The sequence below is a fragment of the uncultured Porphyromonas sp. genome (assembly GCF_902489635.1).
Lineage (GTDB): Bacteria > Bacteroidota > Bacteroidia > Bacteroidales > Porphyromonadaceae > Porphyromonas.
Window position 1 is genome coordinate 1 of the sequence record NZ_CABUAN010000039.1, and the last position, 19,752, is coordinate 19,752.

The 19,752-nt window shown below is 52.1% G+C and carries 18 protein-coding genes and 1 tRNA gene; 14 read left to right on the top strand and 5 right to left on the bottom strand.

Translation table 11 applies throughout. From position 1 onward, the window contains the following. The 4 genes from RDM37_RS07245 to groL all read left to right on the top strand — a co-directional run. Positions 1–1,189, top strand: a 1,189-nt coding sequence (locus tag RDM37_RS07245) for a DNA/RNA non-specific endonuclease (RefSeq protein WP_308556299.1), incomplete at its 5' end; no start/stop codon positions are given. A gap of 110 nt (positions 1,190–1,299) precedes the next feature. After that, positions 1,300–2,925 (top strand): hypothetical protein, encoded by a 1,626-nt coding sequence (locus RDM37_RS07250; RefSeq protein ID WP_308556301.1) that lies wholly within the window; start codon positions 1,300–1,302, stop codon positions 2,923–2,925. Between the two features lie 555 nt (positions 2,926–3,480). Then, positions 3,481–3,750, top strand: a complete 270-nt coding sequence (locus RDM37_RS07255) for a co-chaperone GroES (protein WP_025882864.1) — start codon at positions 3,481–3,483, stop codon at positions 3,748–3,750. Between the two features lie 51 nt (positions 3,751–3,801). Beyond that, positions 3,802–5,436: a chaperonin GroEL gene (groL, locus tag RDM37_RS07260; RefSeq protein WP_308556303.1), complete on the top strand. Its 1,635-nt coding sequence runs from the start codon at positions 3,802–3,804 to the stop codon at positions 5,434–5,436. A gap of 395 nt (positions 5,437–5,831) precedes the next feature. On the opposite strand, the gene RDM37_RS07265 is transcribed toward groL, so the two are convergent. The 5 genes from RDM37_RS07265 to RDM37_RS07285 all read right to left on the bottom strand — a co-directional run bounded on the left by RDM37_RS07265 (position 5,832) and on the right by RDM37_RS07285 (position 8,777). Next, complete coding sequence (locus RDM37_RS07265; RefSeq protein ID WP_308556305.1) at positions 5,832–6,305, bottom strand: hypothetical protein; 474 nt, start codon at positions 6,303–6,305, stop codon at positions 5,832–5,834. Between the two features lie 24 nt (positions 6,306–6,329). Next, positions 6,330–6,776, bottom strand: coding sequence for a hypothetical protein (locus RDM37_RS07270; RefSeq protein ID WP_299369202.1), 447 nt, complete (start codon positions 6,774–6,776; stop codon positions 6,330–6,332). Between the two features lie 86 nt (positions 6,777–6,862). Continuing rightward, positions 6,863–7,411, bottom strand: a complete 549-nt coding sequence (locus tag RDM37_RS07275; RefSeq protein ID WP_299369200.1) for an RNA polymerase sigma factor — start codon at positions 7,409–7,411, stop codon at positions 6,863–6,865. Positions 7,412–7,456: 45 nt separating this feature from the next. Further along, on the bottom strand, positions 7,457–8,530 hold the full coding sequence (locus RDM37_RS07280) for an endonuclease/exonuclease/phosphatase family protein (RefSeq protein ID WP_308556308.1): 1,074 nt from the start codon (positions 8,528–8,530) through the stop codon (positions 7,457–7,459). Between the two features lie 174 nt (positions 8,531–8,704). Continuing rightward, a tRNA-Phe gene (locus RDM37_RS07285) sits at positions 8,705–8,777 on the bottom strand. Positions 8,778–8,890: 113 nt separating this feature from the next. Between RDM37_RS07285 and RDM37_RS07290 the strand changes: the two genes are divergently transcribed. The 10 genes from RDM37_RS07290 to RDM37_RS07335 all read left to right on the top strand — a co-directional run bounded on the left by RDM37_RS07290 (position 8,891) and on the right by RDM37_RS07335 (position 19,550). After that, positions 8,891–9,874, top strand: coding sequence for a dihydroorotate dehydrogenase-like protein (locus RDM37_RS07290; protein WP_308556310.1), 984 nt, complete (start codon positions 8,891–8,893; stop codon positions 9,872–9,874). Positions 9,875–9,931: 57 nt separating this feature from the next. Next, positions 9,932–10,609, top strand: coding sequence for an OmpA family protein (locus tag RDM37_RS07295; protein ID WP_298889592.1), 678 nt, complete (start codon positions 9,932–9,934; stop codon positions 10,607–10,609). A 92-nt stretch (positions 10,610–10,701) separates the two neighbouring features. Further along, on the top strand, positions 10,702–11,703 hold the full coding sequence (locus RDM37_RS07300; RefSeq protein WP_308556313.1) for a DUF5106 domain-containing protein: 1,002 nt from the start codon (positions 10,702–10,704) through the stop codon (positions 11,701–11,703). An 11-nt stretch (positions 11,704–11,714) separates the two neighbouring features. Continuing rightward, complete coding sequence (gene rfbA, locus RDM37_RS07305) at positions 11,715–12,587, top strand: glucose-1-phosphate thymidylyltransferase RfbA (RefSeq protein WP_308556315.1); 873 nt, start codon at positions 11,715–11,717, stop codon at positions 12,585–12,587. A 121-nt stretch (positions 12,588–12,708) separates the two neighbouring features. Continuing rightward, positions 12,709–13,944, top strand: a complete 1,236-nt coding sequence (locus RDM37_RS07310; RefSeq protein ID WP_308556325.1) for an L-serine ammonia-lyase — start codon at positions 12,709–12,711, stop codon at positions 13,942–13,944. Between the two features lie 21 nt (positions 13,945–13,965). Continuing rightward, positions 13,966–14,895 (top strand): cation diffusion facilitator family transporter, encoded by a 930-nt coding sequence (locus RDM37_RS07315; protein ID WP_308556317.1) that lies wholly within the window; start codon positions 13,966–13,968, stop codon positions 14,893–14,895. A 33-nt stretch (positions 14,896–14,928) separates the two neighbouring features. After that, positions 14,929–15,303, top strand: a complete 375-nt coding sequence (gene folB / locus RDM37_RS07320) for a dihydroneopterin aldolase (protein ID WP_308556319.1) — start codon at positions 14,929–14,931, stop codon at positions 15,301–15,303. 569 nt (positions 15,304–15,872) lie between these two features. Beyond that, positions 15,873–16,748, top strand: a complete 876-nt coding sequence (locus RDM37_RS07325; protein WP_308556321.1) for a helix-turn-helix domain-containing protein — start codon at positions 15,873–15,875, stop codon at positions 16,746–16,748. Between the two features lie 292 nt (positions 16,749–17,040). Continuing rightward, positions 17,041–18,351, top strand: coding sequence for a hypothetical protein (locus RDM37_RS07330; RefSeq protein WP_308556323.1), 1,311 nt, complete (start codon positions 17,041–17,043; stop codon positions 18,349–18,351). Between the two features lie 323 nt (positions 18,352–18,674). Continuing rightward, positions 18,675–19,550 carry a helix-turn-helix domain-containing protein gene (locus RDM37_RS07335; protein ID WP_308556321.1) on the top strand — a complete coding sequence of 292 codons (876 nt, stop codon included), beginning with the start codon at positions 18,675–18,677 and terminating at the stop codon, positions 19,548–19,550. Positions 19,551–19,752: the final 202 nt, after the last annotated feature.

Here is a 19,752-nt window from a genome sequence, read left to right on the forward strand (position 1 = left end):
ATCCCGAAAGCAACACAGCGATTCGCCTTTATGCAACAGTCGCCAGATGCTCCTACTCGTAGGTTGGTTGGCACTCCTACTCGTTGGTTGTAAGCCACAAGGCACGTCACAGCCCGAGCTACCCACAGAGCTAGCCCTCTACGATCGTACAGGAGCTTCGATGCGGGTCGTGAGTGCTGAGCCGTTAGACTTCTTCGTGACAGTCGAGGCTCCGACTAGCTGGACGCTCACCGCATCGCCCGAGACGTGGCTATCCGTATCCCCCAGCGAGGGCCATGCGGGCAAGCAGGAGGTGATCGTCTCGATCTCTGCCAACGAGGGTGGAGAGCGCAAAGCTCAGTTGACACTCTCAGCCAATGGCAAAAGCGTCACCTACGCCATCACCCAGCAGCAAGCAGCTGGGCATACGGGTGGCAGTGGCGAGTATGGCAGTGAGACAATCCTGGGCGACGTCTCTCTCCTAGAGGCTCCTAAGCTCTCGGGTCGTAGCTCCGCTTACTACATCACCCACCGAGTAGAGCAGGGACAGCGTGTCAACTTTTCTGTCGAGTATGATGTCGTCTACCACCATCCTATCTGGGTCTGCTACAGTGCCGATGAGTACACTTGTCAGCGACACACCGGGCGCAGCAGTGACGCTTGGAGCTGGGATCCCTTTGTGCCGAGTCAGTACGAGGTTACGCAGAGTGCTTTCAAGGGGTATGACCGCGGACATATTGTCGCATCGGCCGATCGTCTTTACTCCAAGGAGGCAAACGAGCAAACCTTTTACTATACCAATATGAGTCCGCAGCGACGCAATCTTAATATAGGCGTGTGGCTACAGCTCGAGCAACTGGTACAGGACTGGGCGCGCAATAGTCGTCTGCGTGACAAGCTCTATGTGGCCAAGGGGGGTACCCTGCGAGAGGGGGAGACCCTTGGCGTCACCGTGGGCGGCATCACCGTGCCACGCTACTACTGGATGGCTATCCTGGCGCAGCGCGGCGACCACTATCAGGCGATCGCCTTCTGGGTGGAGCACACCAGTCCAGCTCAGGTGGCCCGTCCTCGCACGGTTGCTATCTCTATCGACAAGCTAGAGGAGCGCACAGGGCTAGACTTCTTTCACAACCTCCCCGACAATATCGAGACCCGTGTCGAGGCAGCGCATCCCACGGACGATCTCTCCCTCTGGCCCGGCATCTAGAGCGTCGATCGTCAACTTTGCGGAGTCTAAGTAATAGCCTTTCGTTGCATATCTCAAATTCATAGACTATCTTTGCTGTAGAGTATTCACATCTAACAATAAGACTTACTATGAAACGAACACAGCTACTCTTTTTGGTCCTCACATGGTTATCTTGTGTGACCTTGACAAGTGCGCAGAGCCTGACTATCGAGACCAATCCGACAGACCTGCCCGACGAACTATCCAGCATGGCACTCCTAGGCTCTAGTGGCAATGGTCGCTACCTCTATGGTGCTCTGGGCGGTCGTGGCTTCGCTCTCGATACGAAGACAAACAAGTACGCCATCTATGGCGACGAGACGACCACCTGCGAGGTCGTCGGCATCTCTTCTGACGGCTGGTCTCTCCTGCAGACAGCATCGGCTGGCGAGCAGTCTGGACTATCTAATGGGGTTGTACTAGTACCTCTAGACTCCACCAATGGGGAGCATAGCGTATTCGTTACATCGCCCGACCCCGATCACCCTTACTTCACACTCTGGCACCTGACCAGTGATGCTAAGTACTTTTGCGGTACGATCCTCGATTCTGGCTGGGAGTCTATACCAGTCATCGGAGAGCGTAGTGCTGATGGCAAGAGCTATAAGGTAAGCACGCTGCCCGTCCCTGACAAAGACCCACTCGGCACTACCCCTCAGCAGTTTAGACTGATATATGTAAGCGAAGATGGTGCTACACTAGTAGGCTTTCTAGTGGAGGAGAGTGGTAACCTAGCGACCGTCATGACCTATCAAAGAAAGGCTGATGGCACCTATGGTATACAGTTCCCCGCAGATGACGTGCTCTTTGACCACAGCATCATAGTGCCTCCACACCCCGAGTATGACGACTATGTGACTGCGACCTCCGATCCAGACGATCCTAATTACGATGAGCAAAAGCTTAAAGAGCAGGAGGACGCTTACAACAAAGCGTGTGACGAGTACTACCGACTCTTCGACCTCTTCTCTCGTAATCTATCTATGAAGCAACACTCCCTTGCAGTAGGAGGCAAGGGGCGCTATGCTCTAGTGACCATAATCGAAAAAGGTGTCGATGACGAGGGTTTCCGCTTTACTAAGGCGGTCAAGTATCTCTCTGTAGACCTGACGAGTGGCAAAGCCGAGCTGATCAATTATCCCGAAGGGACCTCCGAAGAGGTCAATCCTCGCGACCTCGTAGGAGAGCAGCGTGAGCTCCTCTATGCCTCTCCTGTCAGTGGTCGCTACTGGGATGCTTTCGTCTACACTCATGACCAGAAGACGCTCTCACTCGTAGAGTGGGTCAAGCGGGAGACGCAGCAAGACTTCTCTACTTTTTACTCTATGCCAGATCCCGTATCGGGCGAGTCTACCATCCATACAGGTTGGCCTGAGGTGAGCTTAGATGGCAAGACGGTAACGCTCTTAGGCTATCCAAACGAGGCCTCCAAGACTTATCGCAACAGCTACTTCCGCTTTGGGCAGAGCATCCTACCCATCGTACCCGTATGCGGAGCCATGAAGCAGGACTTGAGATTTGACGGAGAGCTACTCCACGTCGCTGAGCCTAGTTGCATCTACCTCTTCAACGCGCAGGGAGAGCTACTCTATCAGAGTGCACAGACCACGCAGCTAGACATGGCTCCCCTACGTCACACGCTGCCGCAGGGCGACTACATCGTCCTAGCAGTGGGTGCTCAGGGCAACTCCGCCTCACTCAAGATTTCGCTATAATCTATCCGACTTTTACCGGACAGCATAAATAGTCGATAATCGACTTTGCTACGATAGCCACGTGGAGATCCACGTGGCTATTTTTATTTTCCACGTGGGCGCGATTCATTTCCTCCGAAGTTTCATTTCATTCTTCCGAAGTTTTATTTTGCCCCTACGTAGGAAATGCTTCGTCCCCACGTGGGGATCATTTCGTCCCTCCGTTGGGATCATTTCGTCCCTCCGTGGGGATTTTGAAATCCCTCCCTTGGGATTTTTTCGTCCCATCAGTATGGGACGGCATCTTACGCAGATTATCCACACCGTGGGTGGCTCCCACATGGTACTCCTCATTGGGCGAGGACCTGCGGCTCTATCCCAGGCTCTGTCGGTAGCAAATCGTTAGTTGTATCGACGTTCTACCCCGTCACTATTGTCCGTGCTATTCTGTCACGATACTTTTGTCAAGAGGAGCTTTCTCTCTTTTGGCACATTATTTGCTCTAGTCCTAATGCGTGCCTCCTGCATGGCGGGGGGTACGGTAAGTGAGACATTAATATATAACCAAGATAAACTATGACAATCAAACCATTGGCAGATCGCGTGCTAATCAAGCCCGCTACTGCAGAGGAGAAGACACAAGGAGGTATCATCATCCCAGACTCAGCAAAGGAGAAGCCCCTCAAGGGCGAGGTACTCGCTGTGGGCAAGGGAACGAAAGATGAGGAGATGGTCCTCAAGGTGGGGGACAAGGTGCTATACGGCAAGTATGCCGGCACGGAGATAGAGATCGAGGGCGAGAAGCTCATGATCATGAAGCAGAGTGACGTACTCGCTACGCTCTAGTCCACTCAGTCTTATCCTAATCAAGAATCAAGTAAATAGACAGATACAATTATGGCAAAGGAAATTAAGTTTGACATAGAGGCTCGTGACCTCCTCAAGCGTGGCGTAGACCAGCTATCAGACGCTGTAAAGGTGACACTAGGCCCGAAGGGTCGCAATGTGATCCTCTCTCGCAGCTATGGCGCTCCACACATTACCAAGGATGGCGTGACGGTCGCTAAGGAGATCGAGCTAGAGAACGAATTTGAGAATATGGGTGCCCAGCTCGTACGTGAGGTGGCATCTAAGACCAATGAGGATGCTGGTGATGGCACGACTACCGCTACGGTACTCGCTCAGAGCATCATCAATGTAGGTCTGAAAAACATTACCTCTGGTGCTAACCCTATGGAGGTAAAGCGTGGTATCGACAAGGCTGTCAAGGCTGTCGTCGAGAGCATCCGCAAGCAAGCTAAGGAGGTGGGTGACGACCTAGAGCAGATCGCTCATGTGGCTACCATCTCGGCTAATGGCGATGAGGAGATCGGTCAACTGATCGCTCAGGCTATGGAGAAGGTCAAGAAGGAGGGTGTCATCACCGTCGAGGAGGCCAAGGGTATCGATACGACGGTAGACATTGTCGAGGGTATGCAGTTTGACAACGGCTATATCTCTCCTTACTTCGTCACTGATCCTGAGAAGATGGAGTGCCGTATGGAGAAGCCTTACATCCTCTTCTACGAGAAGAAGCTCTCGACCATCAAGGATCTCCTACCGCTCCTAGAGAAGGTACTTCAGCAGGGTCGCTCGCTACTGATCATTGCTGAGGATATCGAGAGCGAGGCACTTACGACGCTTGTCCTCAACAGACTACGTGCTGGTCTTAAGATCTGTGGTGTCAAGGCTCCAGGCTTTGGCGATCGCCGCAAGGAGATACTACGTGATATGGCTATCCTCACGGGTGGTACTGTCATTAGCGAGGACACGGGCTTGACACTGGAAAACACTTCACTAGATATGCTCGGTAGCGCAGAGACGGTTACAGTGATCAAGAACAAGACCACTATCGTCAATGGCGACGGCTGCAAGGAGGATATTGCAGAGCGTGCTAACCAGATCCGTCATCAGATCGAGAATACGAAGAGCGACTACGATCGTGAGAAGCTCCAGGAGCGTCTCGCTAAGCTATCAGGCGGTGTTGCCGTCCTCTACGTAGGTGCTGGTAGCGAGGTCGAGATGAAGGAGAAGAAGGATCGTGTCGAGGATGCGCTCAGCGCTACACGTGCAGCGATCGAGGAGGGTACCGTACCAGGTGGTGGTACCGCTTACATCCGCGCTATCTCTTCTGTCGAGAAGCTCAAGGGCGAGACCGACGATGAGCGCACAGGTATCGAGATCGTCAAGCGTGCTATCGAGGAGCCACTCCGTCAGATCGTATCTAACGCTGCTAAGGAGGGTGCTGTAGTCGTACAGCGCGTCCGTGACGGCAAGGGTGCCTTCGGATACAATGCACGTACCGACAGCTTTGAGGATCTGATGAAGCATGGTGTCATCGACCCCGCTAAGGTAACGCGTGTAGCTCTGGAGAATGCAGCCTCTATTGCTGGCATGTTCCTCACGACAGAGTGCGTCATCGCCGACATCAAGGAGGACAAGCCCGATCCTGCAGCTATGGCAGGAGCCGCAGGCATGGGCGGGATGATGTAATCCCCCGCGAGCCTATTCGCTCAGTTCTAGACGCTGCGCGCTAGCACACACGCTGGCTCCAGTCGTCTAGGAGCCACAAACAAGAGAAGAGCCCTACGTATCAGACCGATACGTAGGGCTCTTCGATTATGCACTGAGAGATAAAAGGAGACTGTTGCAAAAGTCAACAGTCTTACAATCTTGCTTGCAAGATTGTCCAGGCTTTGCAGAAAGGATGAAGCGCAAGGCGCTGAGGGTGAGGTCTGAAGAGAGCATACCTCCGTATGTGACCGAAGCCGAATCCCGAAAGCAACACAGCGATTCGCCTTTATGCAACAGTCTCAAGAGAAGAAGCTCCGCCGCAAATCATTTGCGACGGAGCTTCTGATGTCTTGTGGAGTAGCTTTTGAGCTTTGCTACCTTCTATTCGAACGATTGAGTTGACTGCGCTTTATGTACTTTCGAGCGAACTCGCGCTGTACCTGCTGGTAGTTGACCAGCTTGCGTGCGGGTATCTGCTTGCGTAGCTCTGTCATAGTCTCTTCGTCTATCTCTGCCAGCTGAGACTTGAGTTGCTGCTCGCGCTCGAGGCACTTGGCTGCTTGCGCCTCAGATAGGGACCCGCTCCTCGTCTCCTCGTACTGCTTGCGTAGCTCGCGCCATAGAGGTATGCGCTTTTTGTCCGCCTCTCGCAGGGTACGGTCTAGATAGGTAGTTTCTTCTGCTGTCAGTCCTAGCTCCTGAGCGAAAAACTCCTTGCGTAGCTTGACCAGCTCCTCTCTACTGCGACCATCTGTCTCACTGCGGGTCTGCTGTGCGGTAGCTATATTGGGCAGGAGTAGTAGGGGTAGAAGTATAAATAGTATGTGGTAAAGCTTGCTTCGTGTCATGTCGTGTCTAGGCGTTGTCATCATTTAGATCTCCTCGTCATAGAGTCCCCCCAGAGTCTCTCCTATGGCATAGTCATCGATGAGGATGTCCACGCAGGTCTCGTATAGGTAGTCAGCATACTCGGCATCTGTGAGCGGTGTGACGCTGAGATCATAAACCGAGCTAGCGACCTCATCACTAGAGCGCAGAGGCTCCTGTGTAGATACTTGCCATACGCCCCAGAGAGCTACCACGGCGATGAGTGCAGCAGCGATAGCCGTCCACGGACGTAGTCTCACCCATAGCTTAGCTCTGCGATGTGCGCTAGGTGCCTCAACAGCGTCTGCCACAGGTGCCTGCTCATCGAGCGGTATCTGCGCTAGGATACGAGTGGATAGGTCATCAAAGTATCCCTCAGGAACATGGTAATGCTCCAACCGCTCCGAGAGCGAGGGTATCTGACGGATCAAGTCTTCTGAAGGTGTAGGCATAAAACGTAACTATATAGGGTATAAGTGCGACCTCGTGGGGGAGGCCTCTGCTTATACCCTATTGGATGCAGGTAGGTCTAGTAAGTTTAATTCAGATTAGAGACATACTGCTGAATCTTCTTGACAGCGTGGTGATAAGATGCCTTGAGTGCTCCCTCCGAGGTATCTGTGATGGCCGCAATATCTCGGTAGGGCATCTCGTCGAAGTAGCGCATCTCAAAGACCTGTCGCTGCTTGGGCGGGAGCTTATCGAGAGCTTGCTGTAAGATCTGCTCACCCTTGTCTCCGTCGAAGTAAGGGTCCGCCACGGCACTCTCTAGGAGATAGCTGGTCTCTTCGCTGACAGCGTACTCGTTGTCTGCGATGCGCTTCTTCTTTTTGTTATAGTTGATCGCTTCAAAGAGTGCGATGCGATAGATCCAGGTGTAGAACTTCGCCTCGCCTCTGAAGGAACCAAGGTTTTGCCACGCCTTCAGAAAGGTCTCCTGTAGCACGTCGTCCGCATCATCATGCTGCCTGACGATGCGACGGATCAACCAGTAGAGCTTCTCCTGGTACATCCGCACAGCCTCTGTAAAAGCGGCAGCGCGGGTCTTGGAGTTCATAATCTGCTCCTGCAGTTCATCTTCGGTCATGCTAGGTGGACACTATGGTGGTGTGTAGCGATGGCTGGGAGGAGTCTACTGTCGTTGTGTCGCACCTTTGACCAGATAGACATATACGGGGAAGTGGTCTGAGTAGCCCCCTTGCCACTGCCCGCCGACGAAGGTGCGGAGCGTGTACCCCTTGTATTGACCGCTCTGCTGGATCATAAAGGGCTGCTTGAAGATAAAGCCCATATCAGTCGTCTCGGGATCGCGGTATAGCTGCCACGTAGTAGGGTTGTTGCCGATGAGCTCCCCGTTGACCACGATGATGTCAAAGAGGTTCCACACGTCACGATAGGCGAGCGTGCCCATACCTTTATTATATAGTTGTAGCATCGGGGTGTAGTAGTCCGCAGGCTTTAGTCCATCTGGACTAGTCTGTGTGCCGAGACCTTCACGCACACTAGGACTGATGGGGTCATCGTTGAAGTCTCCCATCATGATCACTTTGCTGCCTGGGAAGAGCGTATAGAGCGAGTCCGCAACGCTGCGCATCGTCTGAGCGGCTGCCATACGACGGTGCAGTGAAACCGCCTCACCACCACTACGTGAGGGCCAGTGCCCTACGAGGACATGTACGATCTCGCCATCGAGGAGCCCCGAGGCGTAGACCACATCTCTTGTCTTGATCCACGGCTCGTTAGGTATCTCCACAGCTCTAGCACCTGATGCGAAGACTTTATAAACCTCTGGCTGGTAAAGTATAGCGCAGTCTATGCCACGACGATCAGGGGAGTCGTAGTGCACGATATCGTAGTGCTTGTCGCGTAGTGAGTCTTGGGCAATTAAATCCTCGAGGACCCCTCTGTTCTCTATCTCAGCGACTCCGATGATGGCGGGACCGTCACCCCCGATGAGCGAGATGACGTGCGACATATTGCGGAGCTTGTGCTGGTATCGCTCGGGCGTCCAGCGATTGGAGCCCTCGGGGAGAAACTCCTCGTCATTGTTCTCCTGATCGATCGTGTCAAAGAGGTTCTCCAAGTTATAGAATGCGACCGTCACCCGCTGTGGCGTGGTGCTCTGCTGTGCAGATACGATCCCAAAGGAGAGAGCTAGTAGGGCGATCAGCCAGCTCCATCTACTATATTGTGTGCTATGTGTCATAAGTCAATCGTTTCTGGTTCTAGTGTTAGACTACGCTTTTACAAAAGTACTGATAAATGTCGGATTACCCAAGGTCTCGCCTATAAAGCTTTCGTTAAGGCCGTCGGTCGATAAGTATAAATAAAAAAAGAGACCCCGCAATAGGCATTGCGAGGTCTCGAATTGTTATTGAAGTGGTGCCACCAGGAATCGAACCGGGGACACAAGGATTTTCAGTCCTTTGCTCTACCATCTGAGCTATGGCACCATTCTTCTTGCGTTTTGGTGATGCAAAGGTACGACAACTTTTTGAATTGACCAAACAGTAGCGCAATCGAGGTTATTTTGTATCTTTGCGAGTAGTAACATAGCACAAATAGCATGGTGGACTTGACATCACACTACGGAGGGATCGCCCTTCGCAATCCAATCATAGCTGGTAGCTCTGGTCTTACGGCCTCGCTCCAGCAACTTACGGCAATAGCACAGGCAGGTGCTGGCGCAGTCATCCTCAAGTCACTCTTTGAGGAGCAGATAGAGGCGACAGCACTGCAAGCGCAGGCTGAGGTGGAGACCTCTTATCCCGAGGGGCTCGACTATATGCTACACTACACACGCCAGCATGAGGTCGAGAAGTACTTAGACCTGATCCGTGAGGCTAAGAAGACGGTGGACATCCCTGTCATCGCCAGCATTAACTGTTACCGAGGAGGCGAGTGGGAGGCTTTTGCCAAGAGCATACAGGAGGCAGGCGCAGACGCGCTCGAGCTCAATGTGATGCGCATCGAGACAGATCCCGCACAGCGGGGTAGTGATCTAGAGAAGGAGCTGGTAGATCTAGCCATCTCGATCACCCGTACGGTGCAGATACCTGTCGTCTTCAAGATCTCTGATCGCTTTACCAACATCCTTTACCTAGCTCAGGAGCTGGTCAAGAGCGGTGTCAAGGGCTTGACCTGCTTTAATAAGAGCTGGCAGACAGACATTAATATAGAGACCCTAGAGATCGTCCAGGGACCTGTTATTTCGTCAGGACAAGAGCTATACAATACGCTGAAGTATACGGGACTCCTCACGGGCAAGCTACCGCAGCTCGCTGTCTCCGCTTCGGGCGGTGTGATGGACTACGCTGGCATCGTCAAGAGCCTCCTCGTCGGGGCTAGCTCCGTACAGGTCGCCTCCGCACTATATCAGCACGGAGTACCCTACTTGACGAAGATGCTGGAGGAGTTCACACAGTGGATGACCCAGCACGGCTATCGATCCATAGAGGAGTTTAGAGGTAACCTCAACGCCTCTAAGCAGTCCGACCAGGAGCTCTATATGCGCTCGCAGTTTATGCGTTACTTTAGCAGTAAAGCGTAGACCAAAGCTTAAACACATACTAATGACATATTTACTAACTCAAATATCACAGAAACTATGAACAGACTATCTATCACAGCAGGCATCGTAGCCGTAGCCCTATCCCTATCGGGTTGTGGTGCGATAAACGAGACACTACTTGGTGCTGGAGCTGGTACAGCCGTAGGCGCTGGCCTCGGTGCTGGTATCGGTAAGGTCGCAGGCAACACGGGTGCCGGCGCAGCTATTGGTGCCGTCGTAGGCGGTGCTGCTGGTGCACTCATTGGCAATCGTATGGAGAAGCAAAAGAAGGAGCTCGAGCAGCAGCTACCCGAGGGTACGCAGGTCGAGTCAGTCAATGAGGGACAGGCTATCAAGGTCGTCTTCGACAGCGGTCTACTCTTTAATACGAGCTCTAGCACGCTGAGCTCTTCTTCTCGCAACGATCTCCGCAAGTTCGCTGAAAACCTAAACAAGAACCATGACACGGTCCTAGAGATCATCGGTCACACCGATAGTTCGGGCAATGATCGTATCAACGATCCACTCTCAATGAATCGTGCTAAGAGCGTCCGTGACTTCCTCGAGGGACAAGGTGTCTCTTCTACCCGTATGAAGTACGAGGGTCGTGGTAGCCACGAGCCTGTAGACACGAACGCAACGGCTGAGGGTAAGCGTAAGAACCGTCGTGTAGAGGTCTTCATCCTACCTAGTCAGAAGATGATCGAAGAGGCTAAGGCTGGTACGCTGAAGTAGTCTCACCCCCCAAAACGCATCACGCACTGCATGAGTCAGAGCGTGGTGCGTTTCTTTTTTATTCTCTCAGTATCATTCACAGTAAGAGCTATATGCCTCACTTCCTACAACTAATCTCTACGACCCTCCTGCTCACCTTGGCTCTGCTCTCATGCAGCGCTACCGCTGGGCAACGCTCACAGGCACCTTCGCCTGTAGAGGCATCCTTTGAGGTAGTCGACACGACTCGCCTGAGCGAGGGTACAACTGCTGAACCCTATCCGATGGTAGAAATCCCAGCGAACATACAGGAGCCTCTGCAGCGGGCAAAGTATGCGCTAGAGCACTTCTTCGATCGTTGGCCTGCAGAGACACTGGACCAGCGCGTTGATCCAGCAGCTATGGAGCAGGGACTGGTAGACTACCTAGCTATCTATGGTAGTATGCCCGCAGGAAGTGTCTCGCAGGAGGATCTACTCCGCCCGCTCAAGGTGATGCGTGGCAAAGCTCTAAGTGAAGCACTACGGCTCTACACTAAGTATCTCTACGAGAGTGCCTCTCCGCTGAAGAATCATACGCTCTATATCCAAGCCCTCCAGTGGGCCATCTCAGCACCACAGGTAGAGTATGTGGACCAAGTGGTCTACAAGGATATGCTCTCACTCGTGTCGCAAAATCAAGTCGGCTCGCCCGCCTCAGACTTCGCCATAACCCTAGCGCAGCCCGCAGCAGAGGGGTACACCTTTGCTGATACAACGCTCTACGCACTGCGTGACAAGCCCAAGGTGGTCATCTTCTACACCCCTGGGTGCGATCGCTGTACGCATCTGCTGGAGAATGTGTCTCACGATCAGATCCTGCAGCGTGCTAATCAGAGCGGTAAGGTGGATATACTTTATGTCTCGCTCGTCTATGAGCGTAGCGAGTGGGAAAAAGGGCTTGCGGACCTCCCAGCCTTTGGTACGCCCGCCTTCAATGGCGATCTGCGTCTCCTCGAGGAGTCGCTCTATGATCTAGCCGTCACGCCTGTCATATACGTCATCTCGTCCGATGGTGTCGTACTGCAGCGAGATACCTCGCTTGCTGAGGTCAGACGCTACGTTTCTACACTTTAACCTATTACTCTATGAAGGGTATCATACTCGCCGGCGGTACGGGCAGCAGGCTCTACCCCTTGACCAAGTCTGTCAGCAAGCAGCTACTGCCTGTCTATGACAAGCCGATGATCTACTATCCGCTCTCTACGCTCATGCTAGCTGGCATTCGCGAGATCTTGATCATCAGCACACCGCAAGACTTGCCAAGCTTCGAGCGACTCCTAGGCGATGGCTCAGCTTACGGCATCGAGCTGACTTACGCTGAGCAGCCTCGCCCCGAGGGCTTAGCGCAAGCCTTCATCATAGGCCGTGAGTTCATCGGCTCAGACGACGTCTGTATGGTACTCGGTGACAACCTCTTTCACGGCTCTAGCTTTGCCACGCAGCTGGCGGCCGCACGCGACAACGTCACCCAGCATCGCCTCGCTACCATCTTCGGCTATCCTGTCTCCGACCCGACACGCTATGGAGTCGTTTGCCTAGATGCCAATGGCAAGCCTACGGATATAGAGGAGAAACCCAAGCACCCCAAAAGCAATCTAGCGGTCGTGGGCCTTTACTTCTACCCGAATGATGTGGTCCAAGTGGCGCAAAGCATCACTCCCTCAGAGCGTGGGGAGCTAGAGATCACAGCGGTCAATGACTACTACCTGCAGCGTCAGCAGCTCTCCGTCATCTCGCTCGGACGCGGCTTCGCCTGGCTCGACACAGGCACTCATGAGGCACTCATGGAGGCGACCAACTATGTCAGCGTCATACAGAAGCGTCAGGGAATGGTGATCGCTTGCCTTGAGGAGATCGCTCTACGTCAGGGCTGGATCACGATGGAGCAGCTACAAGAGGCAGCCGATCAGCAGCGAGGTAGCACCTACGGCCAGTACCTCGCCAGTATCAAAGCGTAGCGATAGCAAAAGAGCTTGTCTTAATCCTCTGCTTGTGCCGAGGAGAACCGAGTGAGGGGGCTGATGCCCCCTTTTTTCGTACCTTTGGTGCGTCAACTAGACTACACGCCTAACAACTATGATGGACTCTATCAAGCAAATCTACAAGATCGGTCATGGGCCGAGCAGTAGTCACACTATAGCTCCTATGCGAGCCTCTGAAATGTTTCTAACGCAGATCAAGGATCTGCCCGTGGATCGCATAGAGGTCACGCTCTATGGTAGTCTCGCTGCTACCGGCAAGGGGCACATGACCGACCAAGCCATACTCTCTGTACTCAATCCCGTTTATCCTACGACCATCCTCTGGGAGCCTCGTGTGGAGCTCACTTTCCACCCCAATGGGATGAGGTTCGCCGCCTTTGATAAGGAGGGACAGGAGGTCAAAGAATTCAAAGTCTACAGCATCGGCGGCGGAACGCTTGCCAACGAGAACTTCAACGAGCAGGTCTCTACGCCTGTCTACGAACTCTCCACGATGGCCGACATCATGGAGTACCTCGACAAGCGCGGGCTCTCTTACTGGGAGTACGTGGAGCGCTGCGAGGGACCTGACATCTGGGACTACCTCGCTGAGGTATGGAAGGTGATGAAGCAGAGTGTGCAGGAGGGCTTGGCTGCTGAAGGCGTCCTGCCAGGTGGTCTGCGCCTACGTCGCAAAGCGGCCGACACGCTGGTCAAGTCTCTGAGCTACAAGGATAGCGTCCGGACTCGTGGCATGGTCTACTCCTACGCACTAGCCGTCAGTGAGCAGAATGCTGCTGGTGGACGTGTCGTCACCGCACCCACCTGCGGTTCTTGCGGTGTGATGCCTGCGGTACTCCTATATCTACAGGAGACACGTAGTTTCCGTGACGAGCGCATCCTACGTGCCTTAGCGACGGCTGGACTCTTTGCCAATGTGGTGCGTACCAACGCCTCCATCAGTGGCGCTGAGGTGGGCTGTCAGGGCGAGGTGGGTGTCGCTTGCGCGATGGCTGCTGCTGCGGCTAGTCAGCTCTTCGGCGGTACACTGCACCAGATCGAGTATGCGGCTGAGATGGGCTTGGAGCATCACCTCGGGCTTACCTGCGATCCCGTCTGCGGACTGGTACAGATCCCCTGTATCGAGCGCAATGCTTTTGCCGCTAGCCGTGCGCTGGATGCAAATACTTATGCCAACTTTACCGATGGTCGTCACCGTGTCAGCTTTGACCAGGTGGTCGCAGCGATGCACCAGACGGGCAAGGATCTGCCGAGTCTCTACAAAGAGACGGCCGAGGGCGGACTCGCTATCCTCCACGAGAAGTATGGTGGCAAGATTCTTATCGAGGACTAAGCCAGCTCACACGCTGATCTGATGAATACCAAGCAGCATACCGACCCGCGTACCCGTAGTATCTATCGGGTCACGTTGGTGGGTGCTTTGGTCAACGTAGTGCTCACGCTCCTCAAGCTCGTCGTGGGCTTTGTGGGGCATAGTGCTGCTTTGATTGCAGATGCTGTACACTCGCTCTCGGACTTCTGTACAGACATCATCGTGACGCTCTTTGTGGGCATCGCGGGCAAGCCGAGAGATACTAAGTATCGCTACGGATATGGCAAGTATGAGTCGATAGCTACGCTAATCATAGCCACCGTGCTGATGGGCATCGGCATCTCCATGCTACTCAAGAGTGGAGAGGCGATCTATCTCTTCTTTGCTTCTGGGGTGATCCCTAAGAAACCCTCGCTCTGGGCGGCTGTGATAGCTTTTATCTCTGTTCTGTCGAAGGAGTGGCTCTTTCGCTACACCAAGAGTGTCGCTGGGCGGGTGCATAGTAATACGGTGCTGGCGAATGCGTGGCACCATCGCACGGACGCTTACTCCTCTATCGCTGTCCTCGTGGGCGTCTTGGGGGCAGCCTTGCTGGGCAATCAGTGGGCGATCCTAGACCAAGTGGCCTGTGCGGGCGTCAGTCTTTTCATCGTCTGGGCGGGTGCACAGCTTATCTCGACCCCGTGGCGGGAGCTCACCGAGCACAGTCTCTCTGAGGAGGAGCAGCAGACGATTCTAGAGATCATCGAGGCGGAGTACCCGGGGCACCATCCGCACAATCTCAATACCCGTAGCTTAGGCTCTGCCATCGCTATCGAGGTGGATATCTACCTGCCTGACGAGACGCCGGTCATCCTCGCTCACGAGCGGGCTACTCACATAGAGAACAAGCTCAAGGAGCACTACGGCGAGCGCACCCACGTAATAGTGCATGTGGAGCCGATGGCTATGATGAATACAGATCACGAATAGCAAAAGATCCCAACTAAGTCAATCCCCCTTCTCATGAAAGCAACCATTCGGATAGTCAATGCGCACTTCTACTCCTATATAGGAGCTCTCCCCGAGGAGCAAGTGCTGGGCAATAGATATATCGTCAACCTCACCGCTACTTACGATGCGACCAAGGCGGTCGCGAGCGACGATGTCGCTGATGCGGTGAGCTACGCTGATCTCTACGATGTGATAGCGGACAAGGTAGGCCACTCGCGAGATAACCTCCTCGAGTATGTCGCTGGACAGATACTTACAGAGATCCTAGCTAACTACAAGTTGGTCGACAGCTGCGAGATAACGATCCAAAAGGCGATCCCGCCCATCGCTGGCGTCATCGAAGCTGCCAGCGTCACGCTCGCCGCTAGTCGTGACGACAACCAATAACCCGAGCGTCCCCACAGATCGCTACACGCTAGTACGCTGAGCGGGCTACTTGTGGAGTTCTCAAACTTTAGGTTTTCCAAAAACTTTCCAGCGTTGGAAAAATAAATTTCCAACGCTGGAAACTTTCTTTTCCTCCCTTGGAAACTTTCTTTTCCAACGGAGGAAATTTTGTTTTCCAACGCTGGAAACTTCCAGTTCCTACGTTGGAACCGAAAAGTTCCTCCGTAGGAACCGAAGAGTTCCTCCGTAGGAACTAAAGAGTTCCTCCGTTGGAACTAAAGAGTTCCTCCCTTGGAACTAAAAAGTTCGACTTATAGGTCAAAATGGTGGGTGAGTTAAAGGTCTTTTCTAGGTATAGAGAGACATATAAGGGTTTGAAAAGCTTTGAAGTGTTAAAAGTAAGCCAACGCGAATGTATAGGTCAAAACGGTGGGTGATACAGGGGGATAAGCCAGTGTTTATCGTATCTTTGAGCATTTGAAAAGGCGAAAAAATGAACCAAAAAATGTCCGAAGTGTGGGAGCCTCAGTGTGATTAGTCATGGACGCAGGGGTACACACAAGAGATATTTGTGCAAGAACTGTGGCTCATCGTTCACAGGAAAAAGGCACATAAGTAAGGAGCAGATATGGGACTTGTACCAGAGTGGCTTATCGCAGGCTAAAATCGCGGAAGCACTTGGAGTAAGTCCGAGCACGATAAAACGGAGACTTCAGGAGGTCACAGTTGACTTTAAGACGCCCATATTAAGCGAGGGAGTTATTCACATAGATGCGACGTATTGGGGTAGAAACCAAGGACTAATCGTTGCGTTGGACGATAAAAGTGGTTGCGTACTCTATCGGGAGTGGATCTCTCACGAAAGCAAAGTGGACTACGCAACAGCCCTTAAAAAGATAGAGGAAGGGGGCTATAAGATATTGGCAGTGGTAACTGATGGAGGAGTCGGTCTTGATGTGGCACTGAAGCATTTTCCCACACAAATGTGCCAGTATCACTTTATCGCAATCGTCCGACGAAAACTTACTCTTCGACCCAAACTACCGGCGTCTCAAGAGCTTCTGGCACTTGCTATGAGTGTAGGAAAGATGTCCCATATCACATTCTGCTCGCAGCTCAAAAAGTGGGAGACCAAGTGGGATACTTTTCTCAAGGAGAAGACCATAAATGATGAAAACGGCAAATGGCAATACACGCACAAATCACTTAGATCAGCCCACTTTTCCTTTCGTCAATACCTCCCTACACTCTTTACTTACGAGGAACATCCGGATATACAGATCCCTAAAACCAATAACGCCATTGAAGGGCTATTTACTGCACTCAAAAGCCGTCTTAGAGCGCATAATGGAATGTCCCAAGCTCACAAGAAACGATTCGTGGATGGGTTTTTTAGGCATAGGGATATCGCCCAGTTTACATCCAAAAAAGAGGAGGGGCAATAGTACCCCTCCCCTGTCAGTGTAAACTGTTCTGACTCCATTGACCGTATCCCTCACCGGTTGCACCCCTGCAGAGCCGGCTACGTTTCAGGTCAACGAACAAAGGTATCTGTTTTTTTCTTCTACTTCGCCCACCATTTTGACCTATACTTCAGTACGAAAATGGCTATTAGGCTGTTTTACCCACCATTTTGACCTATACGCCTTATTTTATTACCTTTGTAACGTGGTTATTGAGTTGCAATACAGGTTGCATAGATAGCCGATTACCTATCCTATTCATTTCGTTATTATTATGAAACTGGCATATAACTTATCGATCCTGATCGGGCTTATGATGCTTCTCTCAGGCTGTGGCTTGATGAAGCTCTTCACCTCGGAGCCAAGGGATGTCTGCAAGGCGCAATTGGAGACCAAGGAAGGAGCTACCTACACAGGGTATCTTAGGATGCCTATGTCGGGGGACAAGGAGCTCAAGCTCTTCGATGACCTCGCCCTCGCCCATTCAGCCGGCACCTTCAAGTCCGAGGACCTGAAAGGCATCGAGCTAAGCAACCCCAAGAAACCGGACTCGAGCTATCGCTTTGAGTACAAAAAGTTCTCCACCTTCCTGCAAAGCAATGCCGCATGGATGACTCTCGTAGATAGGGGACCTGAGCTTACGGCCTACCTCCTGGCCTCTTCGTACAAGATTGATGAGAATGGGGACATCTTCTTCATCGGCAACGAGCAGCGGATCATACGTAGTGGAGGAAGTATGGCTGTGGTAAAGCCCAGCTTCCCACTATTCTTGGAGAAACGCGGAGGTATCCTAAGAAAGGTTGCTCTGGTACACGGGATCAACTATGAAGGATCTCAGTTTAGAGGCGGAGTGGTCAGATTCCTTGCCGATGATCCGGAGCTCTGTAGCTATGTGAGAGGACTGAAGTGGGAGTTTGAGGACATAGATAAGGTGGTGAAGTACTACGATCCTCACCGCAAGGGTGAGCTGGTCATTAAGGATGACCGGGGTCAAGTCCTCGCTCTGCCACCACATAAGATGGTCACGGGTGCGCTGTCAGGCGAGCTTATCTACACTGCGGATCTGGCTAAAAACCTAACGCCACACTTTGGGATGGCCTCCTACCTCGGGCTCCGCTCATCCCTCGGGACGTACTTCACTTATGGCGGGTCTGTAGGGTTCAATCAGCCCTGTCTCGTGGATGATACGGCACTGATAACGGAGGATCCGAGCTTCTTGTTGAAAGATCGCAAGGAAGTGGAGATACCTCAGGAGTTCATCAAGCGAGTGACCCTTTTTAGCTTCAATGCTTTTGCGGGTCTGCAGGTGCCGCTTGACCTAAAGTCTGTATATGTCATTCCTTCCCTGAGTGGATGTGTTACCGGTGACCTTCACTCCGACTACAGCCTGATCAGTGCTGGACCGCTCGTAAGGTGCGACTTTGGCATCCCCTTGAAGTATGGGAATATGCTCTTCTTCGGTGCCGGATACAAGTATGGCTTCCCCATCAAGGATGCAGATGAGATGGCAGCTGACAACTACAAGAATGTGACCCCTTATGGTCAGTCTCATACCGTCTTTCTGTCCATCGGTTATATGTATTGACCCGTAGATCTTCCTTAAATAAGGGAGCGAAAGAGATTCTCTTTCGCTCCCTTATTATTATAGACTTATAGGTCAAAATGGTGGGTGAGTTAAAGGTCTTTTCTAGGTATAGAGAGACATATAAGGGTTTGAAAAGCTTTGAAGTGTTAAAAGTAAGCCAACGCGAATGTATAGGTCAAAACGGTGGGTGATACAGGGGGATAAGCCAGTGTTTATCGTATCTTTGAGCATTTGAAAAGGCGAAAAAATGAACCAAAAAATGTCCGAAGTGTGGGAGCCTCAGTGTGATTAGTCATGGACGCAGGGGTACACACAAGAGATATTTGTGCAAGAACTGTGGCTCATCGTTCACAGGAAAAAGGCACATAAGTAAGGAGCAGATATGGGACTTGTACCAGAGTGGCTTATCGCAGGCTAAAATCGCGGAAGCACTTGGAGTAAGTCCGAGCACGATAAAACGGAGACTTCAGGAGGTCACAGTTGACTTTAAGACGCCCATATTAAGCGAGGGAGTTATTCACATAGATGCGACGTATTGGGGTAGAAACCAAGGACTAATCGTTGCGTTGGACGATAAAAGTGGTTGCGTACTCTATCGGGAGTGGATCTCTCACGAAAGCAAAGTGGACTACGCAACAGCCCTTAAAAAGATAGAGGAAGGGGGCTATAAGATATTGGCAGTGGTAACTGATGGAGGAGTCGGTCTTGATGTGGCACTGAAGCATTTTCCCACACAAATGTGCCAGTATCACTTTATCGCAATCGTCCGACGAAAACTTACTCTTCGACCCAAACTACCGGCGTCTCAAGAGCTTCTGGCACTTGCTATGAGTGTAGGAAAGATGTCCCATATCACATTCTGCTCGCAGCTCAAAAAGTGGGAGACCAAGTGGGATACTTTTCTCAAGGAGAAGACCATAAATGATGAAAACGGCAAATGGCAATACACGCACAAATCACTTAGATCAGCCCACTTTTCCTTTCGTCAATACCTCCCTACACTCTTTACTTACGAGGAACATCCGGATATACAGATCCCTAAAACCAATAACGCCATTGAAGGGCTATTTACTGCACTCAAAAGCCGTCTTAGAGCGCATAATGGAATGTCCCAAGCTCACAAGAAACGATTCGTGGATGGGTTTTTTAGGCATAGGGATATCGCCCAGTTTACATCCAAAAAAGAGGAGGGGCAATAGTACCCCTCCCCTGTCAGTGTAAACTGTTCTGACTCCATTGACCGTATCCCTCACCGGTTGCACCCCTGCAGAGCCGGCTACGTTTCAGGTCAACGAACAAAGGTATCTGTTTTTTTCTTCTACTTCGCCCACCATTTTGACCTATACTTCAGTACGAAAATGGCTATTAGGCTGTTTTACCCACCATTTTGACCTATACGCC